We start from the raw sequence: 23,366 nt of genomic DNA, 5'->3' as shown, positions 1-23,366 counted from the left end.
GGTTACCGAAGAAGCGTTTTCTGACGTGATCGCACCCGAACTCGATGACGAGCGCAGGAAGAGGCCCGATGGTGACCGATCTCGCGATGCGGACGCAGGCATGACCGTGCTGGACGCACCCAAGGCCGCCCAGCCGGACGTCCCAGAGGCGCAGGACGCACCCCCGATCACGCACCGCCCCCGCCCGTGGTGGCAGCAGATCTGGCGCCACAAGGCGCTGTACCTCATGGCCCTGCCCGGCATCGCGTACTTCATCATCTTCAAGTACGTCCCGATGGGCGGCCTGGTCATCGCCTTCCAGGACTACTCGCCGTTCCGCGGCATCACCGGAAGTCCCTGGGTCGGTTTCGAGCACTTCATCCGGTTCTTCACCGAAGACACCTTCCTGATGCTGCTGACCAACACAGTGGTCATCTCGATGCTGCTGCTGATCTTCTCGTTCCCGGTGCCGATCATCCTGGCGCTGATGCTGAACGAGGTGCGGACCCGACTGTTCCAGCGCAGCGTGCAGACCGTCATCTACCTGCCCCATTTCATGTCGTGGGTCATCGTCGTCTCGCTGTTCTACGTGATGCTCACCACCGACGGCGGCAGCATCAACACCCTGCTCGCCTCCTGGGGTCTCGACCCGATCCCGTTCCTCACGGACCCGAACTGGCTGCGCCCGCTGTACACCGTCCAGGAGATCTGGAAGACCGCCGGATGGGGCACGATCATCTACCTCGCCGCGATGACCGCGGTCGACATCCAGCTGTACGAAGCCGCCGAGATCGACGGCGCGGGGCGGTGGCTTCAGACCTGGCACATCACGCTTCCCGCGATCCGCCCGACTATCGTCGTGATGTTCATCCTGTCGATCGGCGACTTCCTCGAGCTCGGCTTCGAGCACATGTTCCTGCTGTTGAACTCGCTGAACCGCGAGGTCGGCGAGATCTTCGACACCTACGTGTACACGGCCGGCATCCAGAACGGTCAGCTCAGCTATGCCACCGCCGTGGGGCTGTTCAAGGGCCTGGTCGGCCTGCTCCTGGTCATCGCGGCGAACAAGCTCGCCAAGAAGCTCGGCGAGGAGGGCGTGTACTGATGTTCTCGTTCGAGGGCTTCATGCGGATCAACCTGTTCCTGCGCGGGATGTACCGCCTCGCCTACCTCAACCTGCTCTGGATCGCCGCGACGGTCGCCGGCCTGGTCGTCTTCGGAATCGGCCCGGCGTCCTACGCGGTCGCGGCCTACATCGACCGCTGGTTCCGCTTCGGGGAGACCCCGCCCGTGACCCATGCCTTCGTGGGCCATCTGCGCACGCAGTACTGGCGTTCGGCGGCGATGGGCTGGATCCTCGGCGCCGCCGCAGCCATCGTCATCACCAACATCTTCCTGGCGTCGGACTGGTTCCTGCAGTTCGCCAACGTGATGGCGCTCATCGCCGTCGGCATCGTCGCCGCCTACGTCTTCCCGGTGATGGCCGCGACCGACGTGCGCGGCATCGGCCGCCAGCTCGGCACGGCACTCATGATCGGCGTCGGCTCGCTGCACTGGACGATCGTCGCGACGGCGGCCGTCGTCGCCTGCACCTGGCTGCTGGCGACCTACGCGCTGCCGCTGCTCGTCCTGTTCGGCGTCGCCATCCCGGCGGCGGCCGTGGGCTTCGTGACGCGCATCGTCTTCGGCCGGATCGTCGCGGACGCCGCAGCCGAGGCCCTCCTGACCTCACCCCCCGGAGCACACGAAACCACGCGCGCTCCCGCCCACCTTGCGAGAGGAAGATCACAATGAGGAATCACCCCAGGCTCGGAATCGCCGTCGCTTCCGCTGCCGTCGTCGCACTCGCGCTGACCGGATGCGGCGCATCCAGCGACGCGTCCGACGGCGGATCCGCCGAGATCCCCGAGAAGATCACGTGGATGGCGATGCTGCACACGCCGACCACGCCGGAAGCGGACGGCCCGATCCAGACGGCGCTCGAGGAGTACACCGGCACGGAGCTCGACTTCCAGTGGGTGCCGGATGCCTCCAAGGACGAGAAGATCAACGCCGCCCTCGCCTCGGACTCGCTCGCCGACATCACCTCCCTCACGAACATCTCGAACACCTCGGTGCGCCAGGCCCTGAAGTCGGGTCAGTTCTGGGACGTCGAGCCGTACCTGGACGAGTTCGAGAACCTCTCCCGGATCGATGAGAACACGATCGCCTCGGCACGCGTCGACGGCAAGCTCTACGGTGTCCCGTTCCAGAAGCCCGTGGCGCGATACGGCGTGCTGGTCCGCCAGGACTGGCTCGACAACCTCGGCCTCGAGACGCCCCACACGATCGAGGAGCTCGGCGAGGTCGCCGTCGCGTTCGCGACGCAGGACCCGGACGGCAACGGCCAGGACGACACCACCGGGTTCATCGACCGGCTGGAGAGCTTCAAGCTCGGCTTCAAGAGCCTCGCCGGCTATTTCGGCGCCGGGAACAACTTCGTCGTCACGGACGACGACGAGGTCGTCCCGACCTTCCAGACCGACGAGTTCAAGCAGGCCATGGAGTGGTACCGGGGCCTGTACGAGCAGGGCGCGGTCAACGGCGAGTTCGTGACGATGCAGAAGCAGAACCAGATCGACGCGATCGCGCAGGGCAAGGGCGGCATCGTCGTGACCGGCCTGTTCGAGGCGAAGAACTACATGAACCTCGCGCTCAGCGCCGACCCGAACACGCCCATGGCGTGGGCACTCATCAACGACATCACCTTCGAGGACGTGCCGCGACGCATCCTGTCGGACACGAACGGCGGCTTCGGCGGCTGGCTGGCGATGTCCACGACGCAGGTGAAGGACGAAGCCGAGCTGAGAGGCATCCTCGCCTTCATCGACAAGCTGCTCGACGAGGAGGCGTTCGCCCTCATGACGAACGGCATCGAGGACGAGCACTACACGGTGGACGCCGACGGCGTCGTGACCATCGCCGACCAGCCGAAGTGGGAGCAGGAGGTGCAGCCGTACAACTCCTCGCGTCCGTCCGACATCGTGACGACCTTCAAGAGCTCGACGCCGTATGTCGACGAGGGCAACGAGAAGATCGCCGAGAACGCGGAGTTCGCCGTCATCGACCCGTCGCTCCCGCTCTCGTCCGACGCTTTCGACCAGAGCTGGTCGACGATCCAGCAGGCCGCGAACGACGCGTACAACAAGTACATGGTGGGCCAGCTCGACATGGCCGGATACGAGGCGGCGATCGCCGATCTCGACGGCAAGGGTCTGTCCACCATCATCGAGGAGCTCAGCGCCTCGTACGCGGAGACGAAGTGACATGAGCGGGACGCAGGTGCAGAGCGAGATCGCTCGACCCGGCGCGAGCAGCGTGCAACGGACCACCCGTGCACTGCAGGCCGAGATCGACCGGGCCGCGGATTCGGGCGGCGGGCGCGTGACGATCGCGCCCGGCGTGCACGAGACCGGCGCTCTGCGCCTGCGCTCCCGCGTGGAGCTGCACCTCGAGGCGGGGGCGGTGCTGCGCTTCGTCCCCGACCCCGCCCTCTACCCGCCCGTGGCCGCCCGCTGGGAGGGCGCGTCCACCACGATCCACTCGCCGTGCATCTACGCGCGGGACGCCGTCGACGTGGCCATCACCGGCCGCGGCGTGATCGACGGGAGCGGCCGGCGCTGGTGGGATGCCCACCGCGACGGGACTCTGGCGTATCCGCGCCCCACGCTCATCGGCATCCACCAGAGCGAGCGCGTGGAGATCTCCGGCGTCACCCTGCGCGATTCCCCGGCCTGGACGGTCCATCCGCTGCTCTGCGACGACGTGCGCATCACCGGGATCCGCATCATCAACCCGCCGGACTCCCCCAACACCGACGGGATCGACCCGGAATCCTCGCGGAACGTCCGCATCAGCGACTGCCACATCGACGTCGGCGACGACTGCATCGCGATCAAGGCCGGCAGCGAGCGCTCACTCGACCGCGTGCCGTGCGAGAACATCGCGATCACGAACTGCACCATGATCCACGGCCACGGCGGCGTCGTGATCGGCAGCGAGATGTCCGGCGGCGTGCGCGGCGTCGTGATCTCGAACTGCGTGTTCCAGGGCACCGATCGCGGCATCCGGATCAAGACGCGGCGCGGCCGCGGCGGCACCGTCTCGGATGTCCGCGTGTCGAACATCGTCATGGATGCGGTGATGTGCCCGCTCGTCATCAACCCCTTCTACTTCTGCGGCCCCGAGGGCAGGCTCCCGATCGTGTCCGATCGCACGCCGCAGCCCGTCGACGAGGGCACGCCGCGCATCCGCGGCATCCATCTCGCTCACATCACGGCGACGAACGTCACCTCCTGCGCCGCGTGGCTGTCAGGGCTCCCCGAGGCACCCCTCGACGACGTGACCCTCGAGGACTTCTCGGTCTCGTTCGCGACGGATCCCGCACCCGCCGTCCCCGCCATGGCCGATGGCGTCCCGGCGATGGCCTCGGCGGGCGTGCACGCGCGGTTCACGACAGGACTGCGCATGGTCGGGCTGCGCATGACCGGAGTCGACGGCCCGGTTCTGGTCACCGACGGCACGGCGAGCCTCGAGAGCCGCGGAGGTGCGCTGGTATGACTGCCATGACGAGCACTCCGGATGCCTCCGCCACCCCCTCTCCGTCCGCCGCGCCGTTCCGCCGTCGCCTCGAGCTGATCGTCGCCGCCGTCGGATTCGCCGCTGCGGCTGTCCTGCAGGGCGGCTTCGCGTTCGTGATCTCGCGCGCCGACGATCAGGCGCTGCAGGAATCGGTGCTGCCCGCGCTGCGAGCCGCCGGCCTCGAGGTGGCGGATGCCGACGCCCACGTCGCCCTCAACACCCTCGCGGGGTGGTTCGGGTTCTCGCTCATCCTCATCGCGCTGCTGTGCGCGATCGGCTGGTTCTTCGCCGCCTATCGCCCCCGGCGCCGCTCGACGGGCTGGTGGTTCTTCGGTGCGGGCCTGGCCTGCCTGTTCGGCACCCAATTGGTGCTCTACCCCGTCGCGTTCTTGTTCTTCCTCTCCGCAGCGCTGTTCGCGGTGCGCACGCCCATCCCCGGGAGCTCGAAATGACCCACACGGCACCTCCTGTCGACAGCGCGACGATCCCGATCCAGATCCGCCGCCAGGCCCGAAACCGCAGCCGGATCACCCCGGGGCGCCGGGTGTTCGGAATCATCAACGGGGCCGTCCTCATCGGCTTCGCTCTGGTGTGCGTCCTGCCGTTCGTGAATGTCCTCGCGAGCTCCCTCGCCACGCCGGGAGAACTGGCCACGCGTCCGTTCATCCTGTGGCCCGAGACGTTCAGCCTGGATGCCTACCGCTACATCCTCTCCACCCCGACGATCTTCCGCGCTCTCGGTGTCTCGGCGATCGTGACGATCGGCGGAACGTTCATCAGCCTGGTGCTGACAGCGTTCATGGCCTACGCACTGTCGAAGAAGCACCTCAAGGGACGCCGCGTCATCAACTTCCTGGTGCTGTTCACGATGCTGTTCGCCGGCGGCATGATCCCGACGTTCATCGTCGTCAAGAGCCTGGGGATGATCGATTCCCTGTGGTCGCTGATCATCCCGGTCGCGATCAACGCGTTCAACTTCGTCATCATGCGCAGCTTCTTCCAGGGCATCCCGGAGAGTCTGGAGGAGGCGGCCCGCATCGACGGCTGCTCGGAGCTGGGTGTCTTCTGGCGCATCGTGCTGCCGCTGTCTCTGGCGTCGATCGCGACGATCGGCCTGTTCTACGCCGTGTACTACTGGAACACCTACCAGAGCGCGATCCTGTACATCAACAGCTCAGAGCTGTGGCCGATCCAGGTGCTGCTGCGCCAGATCGTCATCGTGGCGAGCGGATTGAACGCCAGCGAGGCCGCGGTCGACATCGTGCCGCCCGCGCAGTCCGTGCGCATGGCGGTCATCTTCGTCGCGACGCTGCCGATGCTCGTCGTGTACCCGTTCGTGCAGCGCTACTTCGTCAAGGGTGCGCTGGTCGGCTCGGTCAAGGGCTGAGAACCCGCCGGCGTGCCACACTGGGCGGATGACGGATGACCCGCGCCAGGAGCGACGCGCGCCCGAGACACTCGACGACTTCCAGCAGACAGAGGGGCATCCGCACTTCCGCGTCGACGTCGAGCGCATCCGGTTCTCGCCCTACTACTCGCGACTCTCCGCCGTCACCCAGGTGATCTCGCAGACGGGCGCGGGGCTCGCCGTGCACAACCGGCTCACGCACTCGATCAAGGTCGCCGCGGTCGCCAGAGCGATCGCGACGCATCTGTCCGCCCGAGACGACGAGACGGGGCGGGTCGCCGCCGAACTCGGCGGCGCGCACCCCGTCGTCGTGCAGGCCGCCGCGGCTGCCCATGATCTCGGCCATCCCCCGTTCGGCCATCTCGGCGAGCAGACCCTGGATCGCCTGGCGCGCAGTCGCTTCGGGCTGACCGAGGGCTTCGAGGGCAACGCGCAGACGTTCCGCATCATCTCCCGTCTCGACGAGCACGACCGGCCAGGCGTCGGCCTCAACCTCACCGCCGCCGTGCGGGCCGCGGTCCTGAAGTATCCGTGGCGGCGCGGAGAGGGCGGGTCCCGCCGCGGCGGCGCGAGCAAGTTCAGCTTCTATGCGATCGACGAGCAGGACGCCCGCCTCGCACTCGCCGCCTACCCCCTGATCGAACGCGGGCAGCAGACCGTCGAATGCTCGATCATGGACATCTCCGACGACATCGCCTACTCGCTGCACGACCTCGACGACTTCTATCGCGCCGGGCTCCTGAACGCGGTGACGCTGTCCGCGGAGTTCCACGGCTGGCACCGCGACCTCGCCCGTCTGCGCACGGTCGACGCCGACGCGCTGCGCGCGGATGCCCGCACGCCGGGGCACTCCCTGGAGCTGCTCTGGAGGCGCCTGGAGGAGAAGGACGCCTGGATCGCCGACCCCGACGCATTCGGCGAGGCGGTCGCCCGGGTCAAGGCCGAGGTCATCGACGGCCTGCTCTCCGAGCCTTTCGACGGGTCCCTCGCCACCGATCGCGCCCTCGCCCGGTTCACGACGGAGTGGATCGCGCGGCTGCAGTCCTCCGTCGAGGTGCACCGGCATCCAGACGTCCGCTCCGGACACGTCAGCCTCGACCGTCGCGCCTGGCACGAGGTCGCGGTGCTGAAGTTCCTGCACGAGCGGTTCATCCTGGAGCGTCCCGACCTCGCGGTGTACCAGCGCGGCCAGGCCACCGTGCTGGAACGGCTGGTCGAAGGGTTCACGGCCTGGCTCGACGATCCCGCCGACGCACGGCGCGCACCGCGCCGCCTGATCGACCTGGTCGAGCTCGCCCGAGACGACCACCGGCGGCTCGGCGGGCCGGGGTCCGCTGGCGACCGCGACCGGCTGGCCCGTGGCCGCGGCATCATCGACTACGTCGCTTCGCTCACCGACGCCCAGGCCGGCTCGCTCGACGCGCTGCTGGCCGGCCAGACCGAGCGCCTGTGGGACGCGGGACAGGGCCTGTAGTCCCGCCCCGAGACAGCCCGGATCCGGCCGGCTCTCAGCCCTGGTCAGCGCGCCTCGCCCTCGGACCGGCCTCAACGCTGACCGGCGGGCTGACGGATCGCCACATTGATCCGGTTCCACACGTTGATCGCGCCGATCTCGAACAGCAGAGCTGCGATCTGACGGTGGTCGAACACCCGAGTCATCTCGGCCCACAGCCCGTCCGAGACAGGGTCGTGGTGATCGGCCAAGCGGGTGATCGCCTCGGTGAACTCCAGGGCCACGCGTTCGCGAGCGGTGAAGTACGGCGCATCCCGCCACGCGGCGACCGCGGCCACGCGTTCGGGGCTCGCACCGTCCTCGACCATCTCCCGTGCGTGGTCCACCGCGCACCAGCTGCAGCCATTGATCTGGCTGGCACGCAGGCACACGAGGTGCAGCAGCGGTTCCGCGATGCCGGCAGCTCTGGCTGCCTTGTTGAGCCCGGTCAGCGCATCCAGCCCGCCGTCCAGCAGGAACGCCGGGTGCGGCATCCGTGCCTTGTGCGCGACGATCGCATCGTGGTCGGCGGGGGCGGTCTGAAGGCTGCTGTCGGTCATGATCTCTCCTGTCGGTTCGGTGCCGCATCATCGGCATTCACTAAGGTGACTCCGGGGCTGAGAGGAATGTGACATGTCCGACCAACGGGATCTTGCGGAGCGCTTCGAGCAGCAGCGCCCCCGGCTGACCCGCATCGCCGAGCGGATCCTCGGCTCCCGCGCGGATGCCGAGGATGCCGTGCAGGACACCTGGCTGCGGGTGGCTCGCACTGGTGACGACGGCATCGAGAACTTCGCGGGATGGCTCACCACGATCACTTCGCGGCTGTGTCTGACGGAGTTGCGCTCGAGAGCGTCACGCGAGCGGGAGCTGACGGAGTACGACGACGGGCTGCCGGAGCCAGAGGTCCTCGCCGCCGTCAGCAGTCCGCACGGGGCCGCGGAGCTGACGGATGCCGTCCGCAGCGCGCTCGACCTGGTGATCGACCGCCTCGGACCAGCCGAGCGCGTCGCGGTCGTGCTGCATGATTCGTTCGATGTGCCCTTCGAGCAGGTCGCCGAGATCCTCGGCCGGACGCCGGACGCCGCGAGGCAGCTGGCGAGCCGTGCCCGGCGGCGCCTGCGCGCCGAGCGCCCGGGTGCGGGTGCCGACCCGCATCTGCTGCGCCGCGTGGTCGACGCGTTCTTCGCGGCCGCGCGTGCGGGAGACTTCGATCGGCTGGTCGCCGTGCTCGATCCCGACGTGACACTGCGCGCCGACTCCGGCGCGTCGGCGACGACGGTCGTCCGGGGCGCGGCCGCTGTGGCGGGCAACGCGCTGATGTTCGCGATACCGAATGCCGTGCTCGTACCCGTGCTCGTCGACGGCCGTGCCGGCGTGGTGGTCACGGTCGACGGTCGTCCGGTGTCGCTCATGGCGTTCTCGGTGCTCGACGACCGAGTCGTTTCGATCGACGCCTATGCCGGACCGCGCAGGCTCGCGCACATCGCGCTGCCCGGCTGAGAGGTGCGGGCGGGACCGTCCGCCTCCCAGAGCCTTCACGCGATCCAGACGTCCGCGGCGCTGTCGATCCGGTAACTGCCGCGCCACGTCCAGGACGGATCGATCGCCGGTCCGAATCCCTGCGACATCGCGGTGAGAACGCCGTCATCGGCGGCCACCAGCCGCAGGCGCACCGACGCGATGTCGTCGCCCGCGGCGCTGAGACGCACGTCGAGGACTCCGGCAGCACTCCATCCGGCGGTGACGACGGTGTCGCCGAGCGCGGATCGGACGAACGTCGCCTTCAGGGTGGAGAAGGACACGTCGTGCTCGGCATCCCACCGCACTCGGCCGCCCGCGGCGTCCAGCTCGAGACGCAGCGCGGCCGGCGCGTGCTCTCCTGTGAGCAGCGCCGCGTCGGTCTGCACGGTCCGTGCGTTCTCGGCGACGTGCGCCGGCGCGGGTGCGGCGAGCTCCGCTGCGGTCACGGCATCCGGCTCCAGCCCGGCGAGCGCCCGCAGGAACATGTCCGCGAGGCGCTGGTCACCGCCGACGAGCGGCGTGGTGTCCGCGGTGACGACGGCGGCGAGCGCGCGGTCGGGATCGCCGTAGACGATCTGCCCGCCGAGCCCGAACATCATCCAGGTTCCTCCACCGGGCAGCCACACCTGGCGGCCGTAGCCGGCGCGCAGCGCCGCACCCCACGTCTGGGTCGCCGGGTCGCTGCGACGCTCGATCAGACGCGCGACGACGCGCTCCGGCAGGATGCGCCTGCCGGAGCGGACTCCGCCGCCGTTGATCGTCTCAGCGATCGGCAGCAGGTCGGCCGGCGCCATGATCAGTCCGGAGCCACCATGGCTGATGCCCTCGGGGCCGGTGAGGAAGCGCGCGTCCGAGCCGGCTCCGAGCGGGGTGAGCAGCCGGGGGCGCAGGTATTCCATCAGGGGCGCCCCCGAAAGCCGCTCGACGAGAGCGGCGAGGACGTAGGAGGCGCTGGTGTCGTAGGTGAACAGGGCCCCGGGCCGATGCGTCGGCGGCACTCGGAAGTACGAGGGCAGCCAGGAGTCGGAGGCCTCGACGTAGGTGGTCCTGCTGTGCGGACCGACCATCGCGAGCATGTCGTCGATGCGGGTCTGCGCCAGCCACTCGTGCACGGGGACGTGCTCCGGGAAATGCGTCGCAATCGGATCCGACAGGCTCAGCCTGCCCTCCTCGGCCAGCAGGAGCACGGCGAGGCCGGTGAAGGTCTTCGAGACGGAGTACATCCGATGGGGTGCGTCGGGTCCGAACGGCGCGATGCCGGATCTCACCACCGTGCGCCCCGCGATCGAGATCTCAAGCGAGTGCAGCGTGATGCCGGCGGCGTCCGCCTCGCCGAGCAGTGTCCGCAGCGGGTCGCTCACACGGGGTTCCGCATGCCGGCCAGCAGCGTCTCGGCGACGTCGGCGGGATCCGCCGGTGCGCGATCGGAGACCGAGACGGTCAGATCGAGGCGCAGGGATTCCCCCTGCTCGATCCGGCGTCGGCCGTCGACGGCGATCGCCGGACCGAAGCCCACGTATCCCTCGGCGCGCACGAACCACGGCATCCCGTTCGTACTGACGGCGACCAGGGCCGCGTCGCCGGCGTCGAGCGCGATCCATGACGAGCGCGATCCGTGCGCGTGCGCGACGCCGTCGCCGTCGGCGGTCCGCACGCGCGCTGAGGGGAACGGCGCACGCCAGAACAGTCCCCCGTAGAACGCGCCTTCGCGGCCGTTCGTCTGCGGGCTGCCGAACGTGATGATGCGGTCTGCCGCCCGCAGCTCGGAGGTCCAGGCGATCTCCCACACGCCATCCGCCGCGCGCGCCGAGATCGTGCGCTCCTCCTCCAGCAGCACCTCGCCGTGCGCGTCCAGCCACGCCAGGTGCTCGGTGACCGTGCCGTCCTGCATGCTCCGCGACTGCACGCGCTGCGTGCCGTGATTCGCGAGCAGCGTGGGGCCGCGGTCGCGCACATAGGTGCGACCGCCCCAGAACGTCGTGCCGTCGACGTCCGGGAACGCCGCACTGAGCCCGAGGTGGTGACGATGATCCTCGGGCTCCCGGTCGGAGACCGGCACTCCGGAGGGCGTGGTCGCCAGCAGGTACGGACGCGGAGACAGCAGCGGGTCGACGCCGCTGCCGTCGTGGTACTCGACGACGGCGGATCCGCTGCGCAGCAGTTCGATGCTCATGCGCGGCCCTTCGTGCTGCCCCGCGGCGCGAGCTCGGGCGAGAACATGATCGGCTCGCGCTCCGGATCCGCCGTCATCTCGGCGCGCAGCACGGTCCAGATCTTCTCGCCGATCTCACCCAGCCGCGACGTCATGGTCGTCAAGGACGGAGACGAGTACCGCGCGAACGGGATGTCGTCGAACCCGGCGACGGACAGGTCCTCCGGTACGCGCACTCCTTCCTCCGACAGCCGCCCGAGCAGCCCCAGCGCGACCACGTCGTTGTACGCGATCACCGCGGTCGCTCCGGTCTCGCTGACCGCGGGCCATGCGTCGTAACCGTCCTCGAACGAGTGGCCGCAGGGCACGTCGATGATCTCGACGTCGGCCTCGGACTCCCGGATCTCGGTCAGGCCGCGCTCGCGCTCCCAGTTCGCCCTGGCGTACGCGGGTCCGGCGAGGAAGGCGATCCTCCGGTGCCCCAGGCCGATCAGATGCCGGGCGAGGGCGATCACCCCTTCGTGATAGTCGATGAGCACGGAGCCCGCGTTCTTGCCGGTGGTCCGGTTGAACACCGCCACGGGCCCGATACGGGGCAGGAGCTCGAGCAGATCCGGTCGGGTCATGCGCGGAGAGAAGAGCGCGACGGCATCCGTACGATCGCGCAGGTCGCGAGCGAGATCGGGCTCCCTGTCGGCGTCCTCGAACGAGTCCGTCACGACCACGTGATAGCCGTCTCGGGCCGCCGCCCGGTTGAAGCCGTGCAGCACCTGATGGAACATCGGGTTGCCGAGATCGGGCACCAGCACGCCCACCGTCCGGCTGACGCCGAGCGACAGCGACCGCGCGGTCTGGCTCGGCGTGTAGCCGAGCTCATCGATGACCTGGCGCACCCGCTGCGCGATCTCGGCGTTCACCGTCGGGATGCCGTTGAGCACGCGCGACACGGTCGCCTTCGAGACCCCGGCCGCCTGCGCGATGTCGTTGATCGTCGTCTCGCGGGTGGGCGCCGTCCGTGCGCGTCGTCCTGCCATCGTCATTCATCCCCGTTCACGATGCCGAAGGCGCGGAAGCGAGCGATCGTCTCGCCCGCTCCGTGCCCGCCCGCTGCGAACAGCGAGAGTGCGGCGCCCACCCAATGCCCTTCGACCGCGCGGAACTGCGGGTCGACGTCGATCCTCGTGTCGTCGAGGACCAGCCCGACGCGCACGCGGGCGTCCGCGTCGACGTCCAGCACGACGCGCGCCCCGGCCGATGCGAGCGGCGTCCGCAGGATCACGCGCTCGCGCAGGTCGTCCTCATCGCGCACCGCCACGACGGCCTCCACGGCGTCCTCGGTCCGCCGCAGTCCCGCCCACACGTAGGCGAGCCCGAGCACGGCCATGCCTGCGCGCGCGCCCGGCTCGGAGTCGACGAGCTCCACATCCACCTCGGCCGTGCATGCCCAGCCCGGCAACGGCTGGGACAGCACGCGCGACAGTGTGCGCACGTTGTCGCCGTCCGGGCCGCCGCGCAGCAGCAGGCCGGGGCCTGCGGCGGAGACCACGGCCTCCGGATCCGGATCCGCCTCCCACTGCCACTGAGGACCGGGCACGCCGCCGGCGAAGTCGTCCGGTCGCACGAGCGTCCGAGAGCCCTGCCGCGCACCGAAGGGAGCGGGATGCCGCAGCACCGGCTGGGCCGGACCCCCGGCGACGGCTTCGCCCATGACCGGCCAGCCGTCCTCGCCCCACGCCATCGGCTGCAGGTGCAGGACCCGGCCGTACACTCCGCGGTCCTGGAAGTGCAGGAACCAGTCTCCGCCGGCACCGTCGTCGACCCAGGCGCCCTGGTGCGGGCCGTTGACCGCGGTGTCCCCCTGCGCGAGCACGATGCGGTGCTCGTAGGGCCCGAGGGGATGCTGCGCGCGGAACACGGTCTGCCATCCGGTCGCGACGCCGCCGGCGGGCGCGAAGATCCAGTACTCGCCGTCGCGCGTGTAGAACTTCGGACCTTCCAGCGTGGTGAACCCGTCCAGCCGGTTCCCGTCGATCACGTCGACGGCCGGTCCCGTCGTCGTGGTGAGCCCGGCATCGACCGGCACCACAGTGAGGACGTTCTTGCGCCCTGACCGCGAACGGGCCCATCCGTGCACCAGGTAGGTGCGGCCGTCGTCGTCCCACAGCGGGCACGGGTCGATGATGCCCAGACCCGGCAGCAGCAGCCGCGGAGGCGACCACGGCCCTGCGGGATCCTCGGCGCTGACCACGAAGATCCCCTGATCCGGGTCGGGATAGATGACGTGGAAGAGTCCGTCGTGGTGCCGGATCGACGGAGCCCACACGCCGCCGCCATGCCGCGGCAGCGCGAACCAGGTGGCCGGCTCGTTGCGCTCCAGCGCGTATCCGATGCGGGTCCAGTTCACCAGGTCGTCGGAGACGAAGATCGGCAGCCCCGGGGCGCGGTGGAAGCTCGATGCCACGAGGTAGAAGCGATCACCGACGCGGATGGCGTCAGGATCCGGCACATCGGCATCGATGATCGGATTGCGATACTGGCTCGCGTCGTCGACGAGTTTCATCCCGTTCACGCTAGCCGAGAAACCGGTTCCTGTCCAAGCGGCACTCGCATGCGGGCGGAAATTTAGTTAGACTACCTAAGTAATGTCTGCCGCTGAGGATCCCCTGCACACCACCGCCACCGACCTCCGCCTCGCCACGTTCCGCCTGGCCCGACGTCTCCGCCGCGAGCGCGTGGACGACACCGTCAGCGACGCCCACTTCGCCGTGCTCGCCTGTCTCCACACGAACGGCCGACTGCTGATCGGCGAGCTCGCGCAGCGCGAGCGGGTCACCGCACCGACCATGTCCAACACCGTGGCGGCTCTCGTCGAGGACGGCTATGTGACCCGCGTGCAGGACGAGGACGACCGACGGCGGGTGCAGGTGGAGATCACGGATGCTGGGACCGCCGTCGTCACCGCGACCGTGCGCAAGCGCGACGCCGCGCTGGCCGACGCACTCGCGCAGCTCGACTTCTCCGAGGAAGAGCTGCAGATCCTCCGCGAAGCCAGTGCCCTGATGCGGAAGGTGGCCGAGCGATGAGCCCCACGCCCGCTCACCCCGCCGGCGCGTCGCGCCGAGCCTCCGGGCGCGGCGGCTCGGCCATGTTCCGCTCGTTCTCGAGCTTCAACTACCGCATCTGGTTCCTCGGCGCGCTCGTGTCCAACGTCGGCGGATGGATGCAGGCCACGGCGCAGGACTGGGTGGTGCTGACCGAGCTGACGGACAACGACGCGACCGCCATGGGCGTGACGATGGCTCTGCAGTTCGGCCCTCCCCTGGTGCTGGTGAGCCTGACGGGGTGGGTGGCCGACCGCTTCGACCGGCGCAGGATTCTGCTCGTGACCCAGATCACGCTGATGCTGCTCGCGCTCGGCGTGGCGGCGCTTCTGCTCACCGGCGTCATGACCCTGCCGCTGATGTTCTGCTTCGCCCTCGCGTTCGGCATGACGAACGCGTTCGACGCCCCGGCGCGTCAGGCCTTCGTCTCCGACATGGTGTCCATCGACGACGCCTCCAACGCCGTCGCGCTCAACTCCGCCTCCTTCAACATGGCCCGGCTGCTCGGCCCCGCGGTCGGCGGTCTCCTCATCGTGGCGGTCGGCACGGGCTGGGTGTTCGTCGCGAACGCCGTGACCTTCCTCGCCATGCTGGTCGCGCTGCTGCTGATGCGTCCGGGGGAGCTCATCCCCCGGGTGAAGAACCGCGCAGGTGGCGGGGGCATCGCCGAGGGCTTCCGCTACGCGTGGCGGCGCAGCGACCTGGCTGTGACGTTCGTGATGGTGTTCCTCATCGGGGCGTTCGGCATGAACTTCCCGATCTTCGCCTCGACGATGGCGCTGGAGTTCGGGCGCGAGGCCGACGGGTACGGCCTGCTCAGCTCGGTGCTGGCGATCGGGTCGCTGGCGGGAGCGCTGCTGGCGGCGCGGCGCGATCGGGCGCGCATCCGGGTGTTCGTCATCGCCGCCGGCGGTTTCGGCGTCGTCTCCCTCATCTCCGCCGCCATGCCGACGTACTGGACGTACGCTGCGACCCTGATGTTCGTCGGCTTCACGATCGTCACGATGATGACGACGGCGAACGGCTACGTCCAGACCACCACGGACCCCGCTCTGCGCGGCCGCGTGCTCGCCCTGTACATGGCGGTCATCATGGGCTCCACCCCGATCGGCGCGCCCATCGCCGGCTGGATCACGGACGCCTTCGGCCCGCGGGCGGCGATCGCGGTCGGCGGCTTCGCCGGGATCACGGCGATGATGATCGGCGTGGGGTGGATGCTGATCTCCGGACGCCTGCACCGCCGTGAGGACGCCCGGTTCCTCCTGACGCTCGACGAGACACGTCCGCTCTCGGTGATCCGGGTCGAGCCGGAGGAGTTCAGCGACGAGGTCGCGGCGACGACGCCGATCCGCACGGAGCGCCGCGACCGGGATCGCTGACCCGGCACCGGGCCGGAGGTCCTCCCCCGCCGGCACCGCGATCTCGCTACCGTGGAAGGATGAGCGGACCGGAGAACGCGCACACCGCGGATGCCTCGGCATCCGTCCCGCAGACCGACACGGGCACGACGGAGCATCGGCGATCGCTTCCGCCGGTCCAGCGCTGGGTCTTCTGGCCCGCCGCGGGCATCATCCTCGTCTTCGTGACCTTCACGCTGATCGCGCCGGATCTCGCCGAGGCGATGTTCGGGGCCGTCCAGAGCACGATCGTCAACGCCTTCAACTGGTACTACGTCCTGATCGCCGCGATCTTCGTGGCGTTCAGCCTGTTCCTCGGGTTCAGCCGGTTCGGAGACATCAAGCTCGGGCGCGATGACGACGAGCCGGAGTTCTCGCTGATGAGCTGGTTCTCGCTGCTGTTCGCGGCCGGCATGGGCATCGGCCTGGTGTTCTACGGAGTCTCAGAGCCCCTCAGCCACTTCACGAATCCGCGGCCCGGCGTGACCGGCACGCCCGAGCAGCTCGCCCAGGCGGCGCTCGGGCAGACCTATCTGCACTGGGGTGTGCACGCCTGGTCGATCTATGTGGTGATCGGTCTCGCGCTCGCGTACGCGATCCACCGGCGCCGGCGCCCCATCTCCATCCGGTGGACGCTCGAACCACTGCTGGGCAAGCGCGTGGAGGGCGGCTGGGGGCACGCGATCGACGTGATCGCGCTGGTGGGCACGCTGTTCGGCGTCGCCACGTCACTGGGTCTCGGCGTCATCCAGATCAGCGCCGGGCTCTCCAGCGCCGGCATCGGCCGGCCCGACGAGCCGACCCAGGTCATCATCATCCTCGTCATCTCGGTCTTCGTCCTCGCATCCGTGCTCTCCGGCGTCACCAAGGGCATGAAGTGGCTGTCGAACGCGAACCTCGTCATGGCGGGGCTCCTCGTGCTCTACCTGCTCGTGATGGGCCCGACCGAGTTCCTCCTGCGCGACTTCGTGCAGTCGATCGGGTACTACATCCAGAACTTCGTCGGGCTCTCCTTCAACGTCAGCGCATTCCAGGGCGAGGCCGGCGAGCAGTGGCAGGCGCAGTGGACGTCGTTCTACTGGGGCTGGTGGATCTCGTGGGCGCCGTTCGTCGGCATCTTCATCGCGCGCATCTCGAAGGGGCGCACCGTGCGCGAGTTCGTCGCCGGCGTCATCCTCGTACCCACCCTGCTCGGCATCCTGTGGTTCGCCGTCATGGGCGGCTCCGCCCTGGCCCTGGAGCTCCAGTCGTCCGGAACGCTCACGAACGCGGACGGTTCGGTGGATGTGGAGGGCGCCCTGTTCGAACTGCTGCAGCATGTTCCGGGCACCACGATCGTCAGCATCGGCGCCATCCTGCTGATCTCGATCTTCTTCGTGACCTCCGCGGACTCCGGCGCCCTGGTGATGGGCATGATCGCGACCGGAGGCCAGCAGAACCCGAAGCGCTGGATCCGCACGTTCTTCGTCGCCGTGACGGCGATCCTCGCGATCGCCCTGCTGCTCGCGGGCGGTCTCACCGCGCTCCAGACCGCCGCGATCACGATCGCTCTGCCGTTCAGCGTCGTCATGCTCCTGATCTGCTGGTCGACCACGGTCGCGTTCATCCGCGAGCGCCGCGCCTACGCCAGAGCCGAGCGGGCCCAGCTCATCGACAAGATCGGGGACTACTACGGTCTCGAGGTCGAATCGCGCGACGAGAAGGGCATCCTCGGGGCCCAGCCCCGGTGGCTGCGGCACCTGCAGCGCCGACTCGGGATGCCGGTGGCGCCGACCGTCCCGATCCGCATCCCTCCGGAGCTGCTCAGCGCCGAGAGCCGCGCGGATGCCGGGCCCGCGGTCCTCGACGTGGACGAGCTGGTGTCCGAGGACGAACTGTCGTCCTACGACGATCACGACATCCCCGAGCACGGCGAGAACCAGTCCCCGCCCGTGCAGTGAGGCACCGCCGGTTGTCAATGCCCTTAGGCCACGGCCTGCGTCGTCCGTAGCCTCGCAGCATGGACGAGAACACCGGACGGACACCGCATCCCGAGGAGCCCGCGGAGGGCCCCGACGTCGACGAGGAAGGCGCTCCTCTCGGCGGCGACGAGACGACTGAAGAGCAGCTGTCGGCCGACAATCCGGCGGAGGAGGACACCCTCCGCTCGCTCGACCCGGACGACAACCCGGCCTAGCGCGTCGCCCCATCCCGTGGCCGATCAGTCCGCAGCTTCGCGCGGCGGGCTGACCGGCCACCCCTGTGATGAAGGCGCATTCCCTCCTGAGGACCATGTGCGGTGAGCACATACGCGGGAACGGTCACGGTTCCTAGCCTGGACGGGACCGCCCCCTCACGAAGGAGTGACATGGCCGACGCCGTGACCGCCGACATCGACCGATCAGGACTGGACTCGAAGGAGCAGCGGCGCCGCGCCGTCGTGGGCAGCTCCGTGGGGACCATCATCGAGTGGTACGACTTCACGCTGTACGGTCTCGCCTCCGCCCTCATCTTCGCGCCGCTCTTCTTCCCCGGCGCGGGCACGCTCGCCGGCACCCTCGGCGCCTTCGCGAGCTTCGCGGTGGGCTTCGGAGCGCGCCCCATCGGCGGACTCGTGTTCGCCCACTTCGGCGACCGCATCGGCCGCAAGGCCACCCTGCTGACCACACTGCTCATGATGGGGGTGGCGACGACCGTCATCGGGCTGCTGCCGACCGCCGAGACCATCGGCATCTGGGCGCCGATCCTGCTCATCGTGCTGCGCCTGTTCCAGGGTGCGGGCGCCGGCGCCGAGTTCGCCGGAGCCATGACGATGGCCAGCGAGTCCGCCCCCACGCGCAACCGCGCGTTCATCGCCGGATTCCCCGGTTCCGCCGTCTACGTGGGCATGGCCCTCGCGACGTGCACCTTCACGCTCGTCAGCCTGCTCCCGACCGAGCAGTTCCAGAGCTGGGGGTGGCGGCTTCCCTTCATCGCGAGCATCGTGATCGTCGCGTTCGCCCTCTACTTCCGCCTGCGGGTCAAGGAGACGGCGGCGTTCGAGGCCGTGGAGCGTCAGGGCGAGGTCACCTCCGCTCCGCTCGTCGAGGCCGTCCGCACGCACTGGCGGATCCTCCTGCCAGGCATGGCCCTTTTCGTGTTCGCCCTGCCGTGGGTGTACGTGGTGCAGACCTACTCCCTGCAGTACACGACGGGAACCCTGTCGGTCGATCCCACCCACGCGCTCATCGGGCTCGTGATCGCGGAGCTGCTGACCATCCCGGCCACGCTCCTGTGCGGCAGGCTCGCCGACCGGATCGGCCGCAAGCCCGTGCTGATGGCGGCTGCAGTCTTCGGCGTGCTCTTCGCCTTCCCGATGTTCCTGCTCTTCGACACCGAGAGCTCATTCCTCGTCGGCGTCTCGCTCGTGCTCGGCCTGGCCGTCATCCAGGGCGGCACGATCGGGGTCAGCGCGGCGATGCTCGCCGAGCTGTTCCCGACGCGGATGCGCTGGAGCGGCATCGCCATCTCGCGGGAGATCCCGGCGGCGCTGGTCGGCGGCACCGCCCCGCTCGTCGCCACGGCGCTCGTGGCGGCGACAGGCGGCACGCCCTGGCTCGTCGCAGCCTACCTCCTGGTGCTCAGCCTCATCGGCGTGCTCGGCATCCGCTTCCTGCCTGAGACCCTCGAGCGGGCGGCCGACGACATGTCACGGAACTGACCCGCCGGGCGCCCGCCTGAGAAGGTCACCCCTCCAGGACCAGCCGCAGCTGCTCGAGGGCCCAGTCGAGCTCCGTGGCGCGGATCACGAGCGGCGGGGCGATGCGGATCGTCTGGCCGTGCGTGTCCTTGACGAGCACTCCGCGCTCCAGGAGCCTCTCGGCGATCTCACGTCCCGTGCCCTTCGCAGGATCGATGTCGACGCCCGCCCAGAGCCCCGCGACGCGCACGCCGACGACGCCGTGGCCGACGAGCTTCTCCAGTCCGGTGGCCAGGTGGGCGCCGAGTGCGCGGGCGCGTTCCTGCACCTCGCCCGTCTCGAGCATCTCCACGACGCGCAGTCCCACCGCGGCGGCCAGCGGGTTGCCCCCGAACGTCGAGCCGTGCTCTCCTGGTCGGATCACCCCCAGCACGTCCCGGTCGCCGACGACGGCCGACACCGGCAGGATGCCGCCTCCGAGAGCCTTGCCCAGCAGGTAGAGGTCGGGGACGACGCCCTCGCGATCGCACGCGAACGTCTCCCCGACGCGCCCGAGACCCGCCTGGATCTCGTCGGCGATGAACAGCACGTTGCGCTCGGTGCAGATCTCCCGGATGCGGCGCAGGTATCCCTCCGGAGGGATCACGACCCCCGCCTCGCCCTGGATCGGCTCGACGAGCACGGCGGCGGTCTCGTCGGTGATCGCGGCGGCCACGGCATCCGCATCCCCGAACGGTACGACGTCGAAGCCGGTCATGAACGGGCCGAAGCCGCCGCGCGCGGACTCGTCGTCGCTGAAGCTGACGATCGTCGTCGTGCGCCCGTGGAAGTTGCCGGCCGCCACGACGATCCGCGCGGAGTCCGCAGGGATGCCCTTGACGCGGTACCCCCAGGCGCGGGCCACCTTGATCCCGGTCTCCACGGCTTCGGCGCCGGTGTTCATCGGCAGCACGAGCTCCTTGCCGCACAGGCGGGCGAGTGCCTCGGCGAACGGCTCGAGGCGGTCGTTCATGAACGCGCGGCTGGTGAGCGTTATCCGACCCAGCTGCTCGGTCGCCGCCGCGACGAGCGCGGGATGGCGGTGACCGAAGTTCACCGCGGAGTACGCGGCGAGGAGGTCCAGGTAGCGACGGCCCTCGACATCGGTCACCCACGCACCCTCGCCCCGAGCGATCGTGACCGGCAGGGGGTGGTAGTTCTCGGCGACGTGCGGCTCGAGGCCGGCGATGGGCGTCTGTGCAGCGGTCATTTCGCGTCCCGCAGTTCGAGCGTGCAGCACTTGATGCCGCCTCCGCCGAGCAGCAGCTCGGACAGGTCGATCATGATCGGGTTGTAGCCGCGTTCGCGCAGCTGCTTCTCGAAACCGGTCGCACGCGGCGAGATGATGACGTTGTAGCCGTCACTGGCCGAGTTGAGCCCGAACACGGCGCCGTCGGCATCCGACACGCGGATCGCGTCGGGGAAGCGCTCGGCGAGCTCGCGCTGCGAAGCCTCGTCGAACGCGTGCGGCAGGTAGGCGATGTTCGCGCGCTCCGGACCGCCGTTCTCCACTCCCTGGACGGGATCGAGCACGGCGATCGCCGTGTCGAGGTGGTAGAAGCGCGGGTCAACCAGGGTGAGCGAGACGACCTCGCGGCCGAACACCTCTCCGACCTCGCGGTGGCTGTCGCCCGTGGAACGGAAGCCGGTCCCGGCCAGGATCACGTCGCCGACGAGCAGGAAGTCGCCCTCGCCCTCATTGACCTCTTCGGGGACGACCGTGTCGTACCCGTGAGCGCGGAACCACTCCGCGAAGGCCGGGGCCTCGCCGGCTCGCTCGGTGAAACGGAACCGCGGCACGTAGGCGCGGCCGTCGATGAGGAAGCCGCCGTTGGCCGTGTAGACCATGTCGGGGTAGCCGGCCAGCGGCTCGATGAGTTCGACCTCATGCCCGAGCTCCAGATACAGGTCGTGCAGCTTCTGCCATTGCGCGACGGCCTTGGCCGTGTCGGTCGGCTTCGCCGGTTCCATCCACGGGTTGATCGTGTAGCTGACCGTGAAGTGCTCGGGGCGGCACATCAGGTAATGACGGCGGTGGGCCGTGCGGGTCGGGGCCGTGGTGGTGGCTACGGTCTCGGGCGTCGACATGGTGCTCCTCGGAAGAGATGCGGCGGACGCTGTCCAGGGGCCCGGCGGGCCTTCGACCCGGAGCTCTTGCTGAGGCGGGGAAGATGCGACACGGGCACGCCAGATGACATTGTGTCATCCGCCGCTGAGAACGCGCCAGATCGCGGCCGCGCGGCGTGCTCCGCGCTCACGCGCCGCGCACCACGACCTTCCCGACGGCGTGCCCGGCCTCGACATGGGCGAGGGCCTGGGCGGCCTCCGCGAAGGCGTACTCGCGCTCGATGACCGGGGCGAGGAGTCCGTCGTCGACGAGCTCCAGGAGCTTGTGGAGCACCTCGGGCCGGGCGGTCGCCGCGAGAGAGCGGATGCGGCAGTGCGAACCCATCGACAGGACGGCTGCCGCCAGGATCCGCGGGATGGGCCCGAGCACCGCCCCGCCCTCGCCGCCGATGAGGACCACGACGCCCCCGGGAGCGGCGAGCCGTCGGAGCTGTCGCAGCGTCGTGCCGCCGGCGATGTCGAGCACGGCGTCGAAGCGTCCGGCGGGGAGCCCCGCGAGCGGGGTCTCCCGATGGTCCAGGGTGCGGGTCGCGCCGAGCCTCTCCAGCAGCGCGGCGCTGCGTGCCCCGGCGGAGGCCCACACCTCCGCGCCGCGCAGCGCCGCGAGCTGCACGGCGAACGTGCCGACTCCTCCTGAGGCGCCGATGATCAGCACGCGCGGCACCGCGCCCTCGCGCAGGCCGACCTCCGCGAGGTCGAGCGCCTGCCAGGCCGTGCCTCCGGCGATCGGGAGGGTGGCGGCGAGCGCGGGCGGGACGTGCGGGGGCCTGGGGACCAGCCGCGACGCCGCGACGACCGCGAACGCGGCGAGCCCGCCTCCGCCGGCCAGCTCTCCGACCACATCCTCGCCGACCTCGGCGCTGACGACCTCCGGCCCGACAGCGGTCACCGTGCCGGCGACGTCCATGCCGCGCACCGGCTGCTTCGGCCGGCGGAACCCGAAGATCGGCCGGACCAGCAGCGGGTCCCCGTGCAGGACGTGCACGTCTCCCGCGTTGAGCGCCGTGGCGCGCACCCGCAGCACGACCTCGCCCCGGCCGGGCACCGGGATCGGCACCTCGTCCGGCAGGGTTCCGGCGGCGGGGCCGTAGGACTCGCGTCGCCACGCCGTCATCGTCTCGGTCATCTCAGTCCTCCGGGTACTGGAACAGGTCGTCGATCCCGACGCCGAAGGCGCGGGCGATCTGGAAGGCGAGTTCGAGCGTCGGCGAGTACTTCTCCTGCTCGATGGCGATGAGCGTCTGTCGCGTCACGCCGACCCGCCTGGCGAGTTCGGCCTGCGTGAGCCCCGCCTGCTCGCGGTTCGCGCGGATCGTGTTGGTGACCAGGGTGGGCTTGACCATCACACGAGCCCCCGGCGATAGGCGATCACGCGGGCGATGCTCCCGATGACGGTCGAGACGGCGAAGCCCAGGAACATGGTGTTCGCGATCCAGAACACGTCGGCGCCGACGGCGCACAGCGCGATGACGCCGAGGCCGGCGAGGACGAGGAAGGCCTGCTCGACCCTGGCGCCCATCCGGTTGATGTCGCGATCGCGCACATCGCTCCTGCCGACATCGTCCGGATCCTTCGCTCCTGCGATCATCCCCCACAGGATGCTGAGCACGATCGTGGCACCGATGCTGATGCCGATCGCCCACAGCATCAGCGGGAACCAGTCGACTCCGGTCAGCGGTCCTCCGCTCGCGGCCTGCAGCACGACGATCACGTACCCGATCATCACGACGACGCTGACGATCAGGGTCGACCAGGTGTTGCGCTCCTCGTAGACCATGATGACCTCCATGTAAAAGATTCTTTACATGGACGGTACGCCTGCACCGGCCGCAATGTCAAGTATTCTTTACATCGCGGTCGCGGACGGCA

General features: G+C 69.6%; 23 protein-coding genes. 13 read left to right on the top strand and 10 right to left on the bottom strand.

The annotated features are described in order from the left end of the window. The first annotated feature begins 100 nt into the window (after positions 1-100). Genes AC3RXZ_RS13340 through AC3RXZ_RS13310 form a run of 7 tightly spaced genes read left to right on the top strand, consistent with a single transcriptional unit; the run spans position 101 to position 7,481 of the window. Positions 101-1,084 (top strand): ABC transporter permease, encoded by a 984-nt coding sequence (locus AC3RXZ_RS13340; RefSeq protein WP_283818205.1) that lies wholly within the window; start codon positions 101-103, stop codon positions 1,082-1,084. Then, complete coding sequence (locus AC3RXZ_RS13335) at positions 1,084-1,773, top strand: YesL family protein (protein WP_491494320.1); 690 nt, start codon at positions 1,084-1,086, stop codon at positions 1,771-1,773. The genes AC3RXZ_RS13340 and AC3RXZ_RS13335 overlap by 1 nt, the downstream gene beginning before the upstream one ends. Beyond that, on the top strand, positions 1,770-3,284 hold the full coding sequence (locus tag AC3RXZ_RS13330; protein WP_243229564.1) for an extracellular solute-binding protein: 1,515 nt from the start codon (positions 1,770-1,772) through the stop codon (positions 3,282-3,284). Before AC3RXZ_RS13335 ends, AC3RXZ_RS13330 begins: the two co-directional genes overlap by 4 nt. Position 3,285: 1 nt before the next feature. After that, positions 3,286-4,578, top strand: coding sequence for a glycoside hydrolase family 28 protein (locus AC3RXZ_RS13325; protein ID WP_491494319.1), 1,293 nt, complete (start codon positions 3,286-3,288; stop codon positions 4,576-4,578). Further along, positions 4,575-5,051: a hypothetical protein gene (locus tag AC3RXZ_RS13320; RefSeq protein ID WP_243229562.1), complete on the top strand. Its 477-nt coding sequence runs from the start codon at positions 4,575-4,577 to the stop codon at positions 5,049-5,051. Before AC3RXZ_RS13325 ends, AC3RXZ_RS13320 begins: the two co-directional genes overlap by 4 nt. Then, the gene (locus AC3RXZ_RS13315) at positions 5,048-5,986 is read left to right on the top strand and encodes a carbohydrate ABC transporter permease (protein WP_243229561.1); all 939 of its coding nucleotides are present in this window, start codon (positions 5,048-5,050) and stop codon (positions 5,984-5,986) included. The genes AC3RXZ_RS13320 and AC3RXZ_RS13315 overlap by 4 nt, the downstream gene beginning before the upstream one ends. Positions 5,987-6,014: 28 nt before the next feature. Beyond that, a complete protein-coding gene (locus AC3RXZ_RS13310; RefSeq protein WP_491494318.1) occupies positions 6,015-7,481 on the top strand; it encodes a deoxyguanosinetriphosphate triphosphohydrolase family protein in 1,467 nt (488 codons plus the stop codon). Between the two features lie 71 nt (positions 7,482-7,552). Here the strand turns inward: AC3RXZ_RS13310 and AC3RXZ_RS13305 are convergent, their stop codons facing one another. Then, positions 7,553-8,059 carry a carboxymuconolactone decarboxylase family protein gene (locus tag AC3RXZ_RS13305; protein WP_491494317.1) on the bottom strand — a complete coding sequence of 169 codons (507 nt, stop codon included), beginning with the start codon at positions 8,057-8,059 and terminating at the stop codon, positions 7,553-7,555. Positions 8,060-8,132: 73 nt separating this feature from the next. Between AC3RXZ_RS13305 and AC3RXZ_RS13300 the strand changes: the two genes are divergently transcribed. Then, complete coding sequence (locus AC3RXZ_RS13300; RefSeq protein WP_491494316.1) at positions 8,133-9,002, top strand: sigma-70 family RNA polymerase sigma factor; 870 nt, start codon at positions 8,133-8,135, stop codon at positions 9,000-9,002. A 35-nt stretch (positions 9,003-9,037) separates the two neighbouring features. Here the strand turns inward: AC3RXZ_RS13300 and AC3RXZ_RS13295 are convergent, their stop codons facing one another. From AC3RXZ_RS13295 to AC3RXZ_RS13280, 4 genes are read right to left on the bottom strand one after another with little or no spacing between them, the layout of a single operon-like run. After that, positions 9,038-10,384 (bottom strand): serine hydrolase domain-containing protein, encoded by a 1,347-nt coding sequence (locus AC3RXZ_RS13295; protein ID WP_491494315.1) that lies wholly within the window; start codon positions 10,382-10,384, stop codon positions 9,038-9,040. After that, on the bottom strand, positions 10,381-11,196 hold the full coding sequence (locus AC3RXZ_RS13290) for a DUF6807 domain-containing protein (protein ID WP_243229558.1): 816 nt from the start codon (positions 11,194-11,196) through the stop codon (positions 10,381-10,383). Before AC3RXZ_RS13290 ends, AC3RXZ_RS13295 begins: the two co-directional genes overlap by 4 nt. Then, positions 11,193-12,209: a LacI family DNA-binding transcriptional regulator gene (locus AC3RXZ_RS13285; RefSeq protein ID WP_491494314.1), complete on the bottom strand. Its 1,017-nt coding sequence runs from the start codon at positions 12,207-12,209 to the stop codon at positions 11,193-11,195. The genes AC3RXZ_RS13290 and AC3RXZ_RS13285 overlap by 4 nt, the downstream gene beginning before the upstream one ends. A gap of 2 nt (positions 12,210-12,211) precedes the next feature. Continuing rightward, entirely contained in the window at positions 12,212-13,735 is a 1,524-nt protein-coding gene (locus tag AC3RXZ_RS13280; protein ID WP_491494313.1) for a glycoside hydrolase family 43 protein, read from the bottom strand. Positions 13,736-13,817: 82 nt separating this feature from the next. Here AC3RXZ_RS13280 and AC3RXZ_RS13275 point away from each other — a divergent pair, with 82 nt between their 5' ends. The 5 genes from AC3RXZ_RS13275 (at position 13,818) to AC3RXZ_RS13255 (ending at position 19,352) form a co-directional block, all read left to right on the top strand. Further along, complete coding sequence (locus AC3RXZ_RS13275; protein WP_243229555.1) at positions 13,818-14,258, top strand: MarR family winged helix-turn-helix transcriptional regulator; 441 nt, start codon at positions 13,818-13,820, stop codon at positions 14,256-14,258. 62 nt (positions 14,259-14,320) lie between these two features. Then, the gene (locus AC3RXZ_RS13270) at positions 14,321-15,655 is read left to right on the top strand and encodes an MFS transporter (RefSeq protein WP_491494367.1); all 1,335 of its coding nucleotides are present in this window, start codon (positions 14,321-14,323) and stop codon (positions 15,653-15,655) included. 59 nt (positions 15,656-15,714) lie between these two features. Beyond that, the gene (locus AC3RXZ_RS13265) at positions 15,715-17,613 is read left to right on the top strand and encodes a BCCT family transporter (RefSeq protein WP_491494312.1); all 1,899 of its coding nucleotides are present in this window, start codon (positions 15,715-15,717) and stop codon (positions 17,611-17,613) included. A 59-nt stretch (positions 17,614-17,672) separates the two neighbouring features. Further along, complete coding sequence (locus AC3RXZ_RS13260; protein ID WP_243229553.1) at positions 17,673-17,849, top strand: hypothetical protein; 177 nt, start codon at positions 17,673-17,675, stop codon at positions 17,847-17,849. A 171-nt stretch (positions 17,850-18,020) separates the two neighbouring features. Continuing rightward, positions 18,021-19,352, top strand: a complete 1,332-nt coding sequence (locus AC3RXZ_RS13255; protein ID WP_243229552.1) for an MFS transporter — start codon at positions 18,021-18,023, stop codon at positions 19,350-19,352. Positions 19,353-19,377: 25 nt separating this feature from the next. Here the strand turns inward: AC3RXZ_RS13255 and rocD are convergent, their stop codons facing one another. The 5 genes from rocD to AC3RXZ_RS13230 form a co-directional block, all read right to left on the bottom strand. After that, entirely contained in the window at positions 19,378-20,580 is a 1,203-nt protein-coding gene (gene rocD, locus AC3RXZ_RS13250; protein ID WP_243229551.1) for an ornithine--oxo-acid transaminase, read from the bottom strand. Next, entirely contained in the window at positions 20,577-21,458 is an 882-nt protein-coding gene (gene ddaH / locus AC3RXZ_RS13245) for a dimethylargininase (protein WP_491494311.1), read from the bottom strand. Before ddaH ends, rocD begins: the two co-directional genes overlap by 4 nt. A gap of 166 nt (positions 21,459-21,624) precedes the next feature. After that, a complete protein-coding gene (locus tag AC3RXZ_RS13240; protein ID WP_491494310.1) occupies positions 21,625-22,623 on the bottom strand; it encodes an NAD(P)-dependent alcohol dehydrogenase in 999 nt (332 codons plus the stop codon). A 1-nt stretch (position 22,624) separates the two neighbouring features. Then, a complete protein-coding gene (locus tag AC3RXZ_RS13235) occupies positions 22,625-22,840 on the bottom strand; it encodes a helix-turn-helix transcriptional regulator (protein WP_243229548.1) in 216 nt (71 codons plus the stop codon). Further along, positions 22,840-23,286 (bottom strand): hypothetical protein, encoded by a 447-nt coding sequence (locus tag AC3RXZ_RS13230; protein ID WP_491494309.1) that lies wholly within the window; start codon positions 23,284-23,286, stop codon positions 22,840-22,842. Before AC3RXZ_RS13230 ends, AC3RXZ_RS13235 begins: the two co-directional genes overlap by 1 nt. Positions 23,287-23,366: the final 80 nt, after the last annotated feature.

The sequence above is a fragment of the Microbacterium cucumeris genome (assembly GCF_058349845.2).
This window is presented reverse-complemented; position numbering and strand designations above follow the sequence as displayed.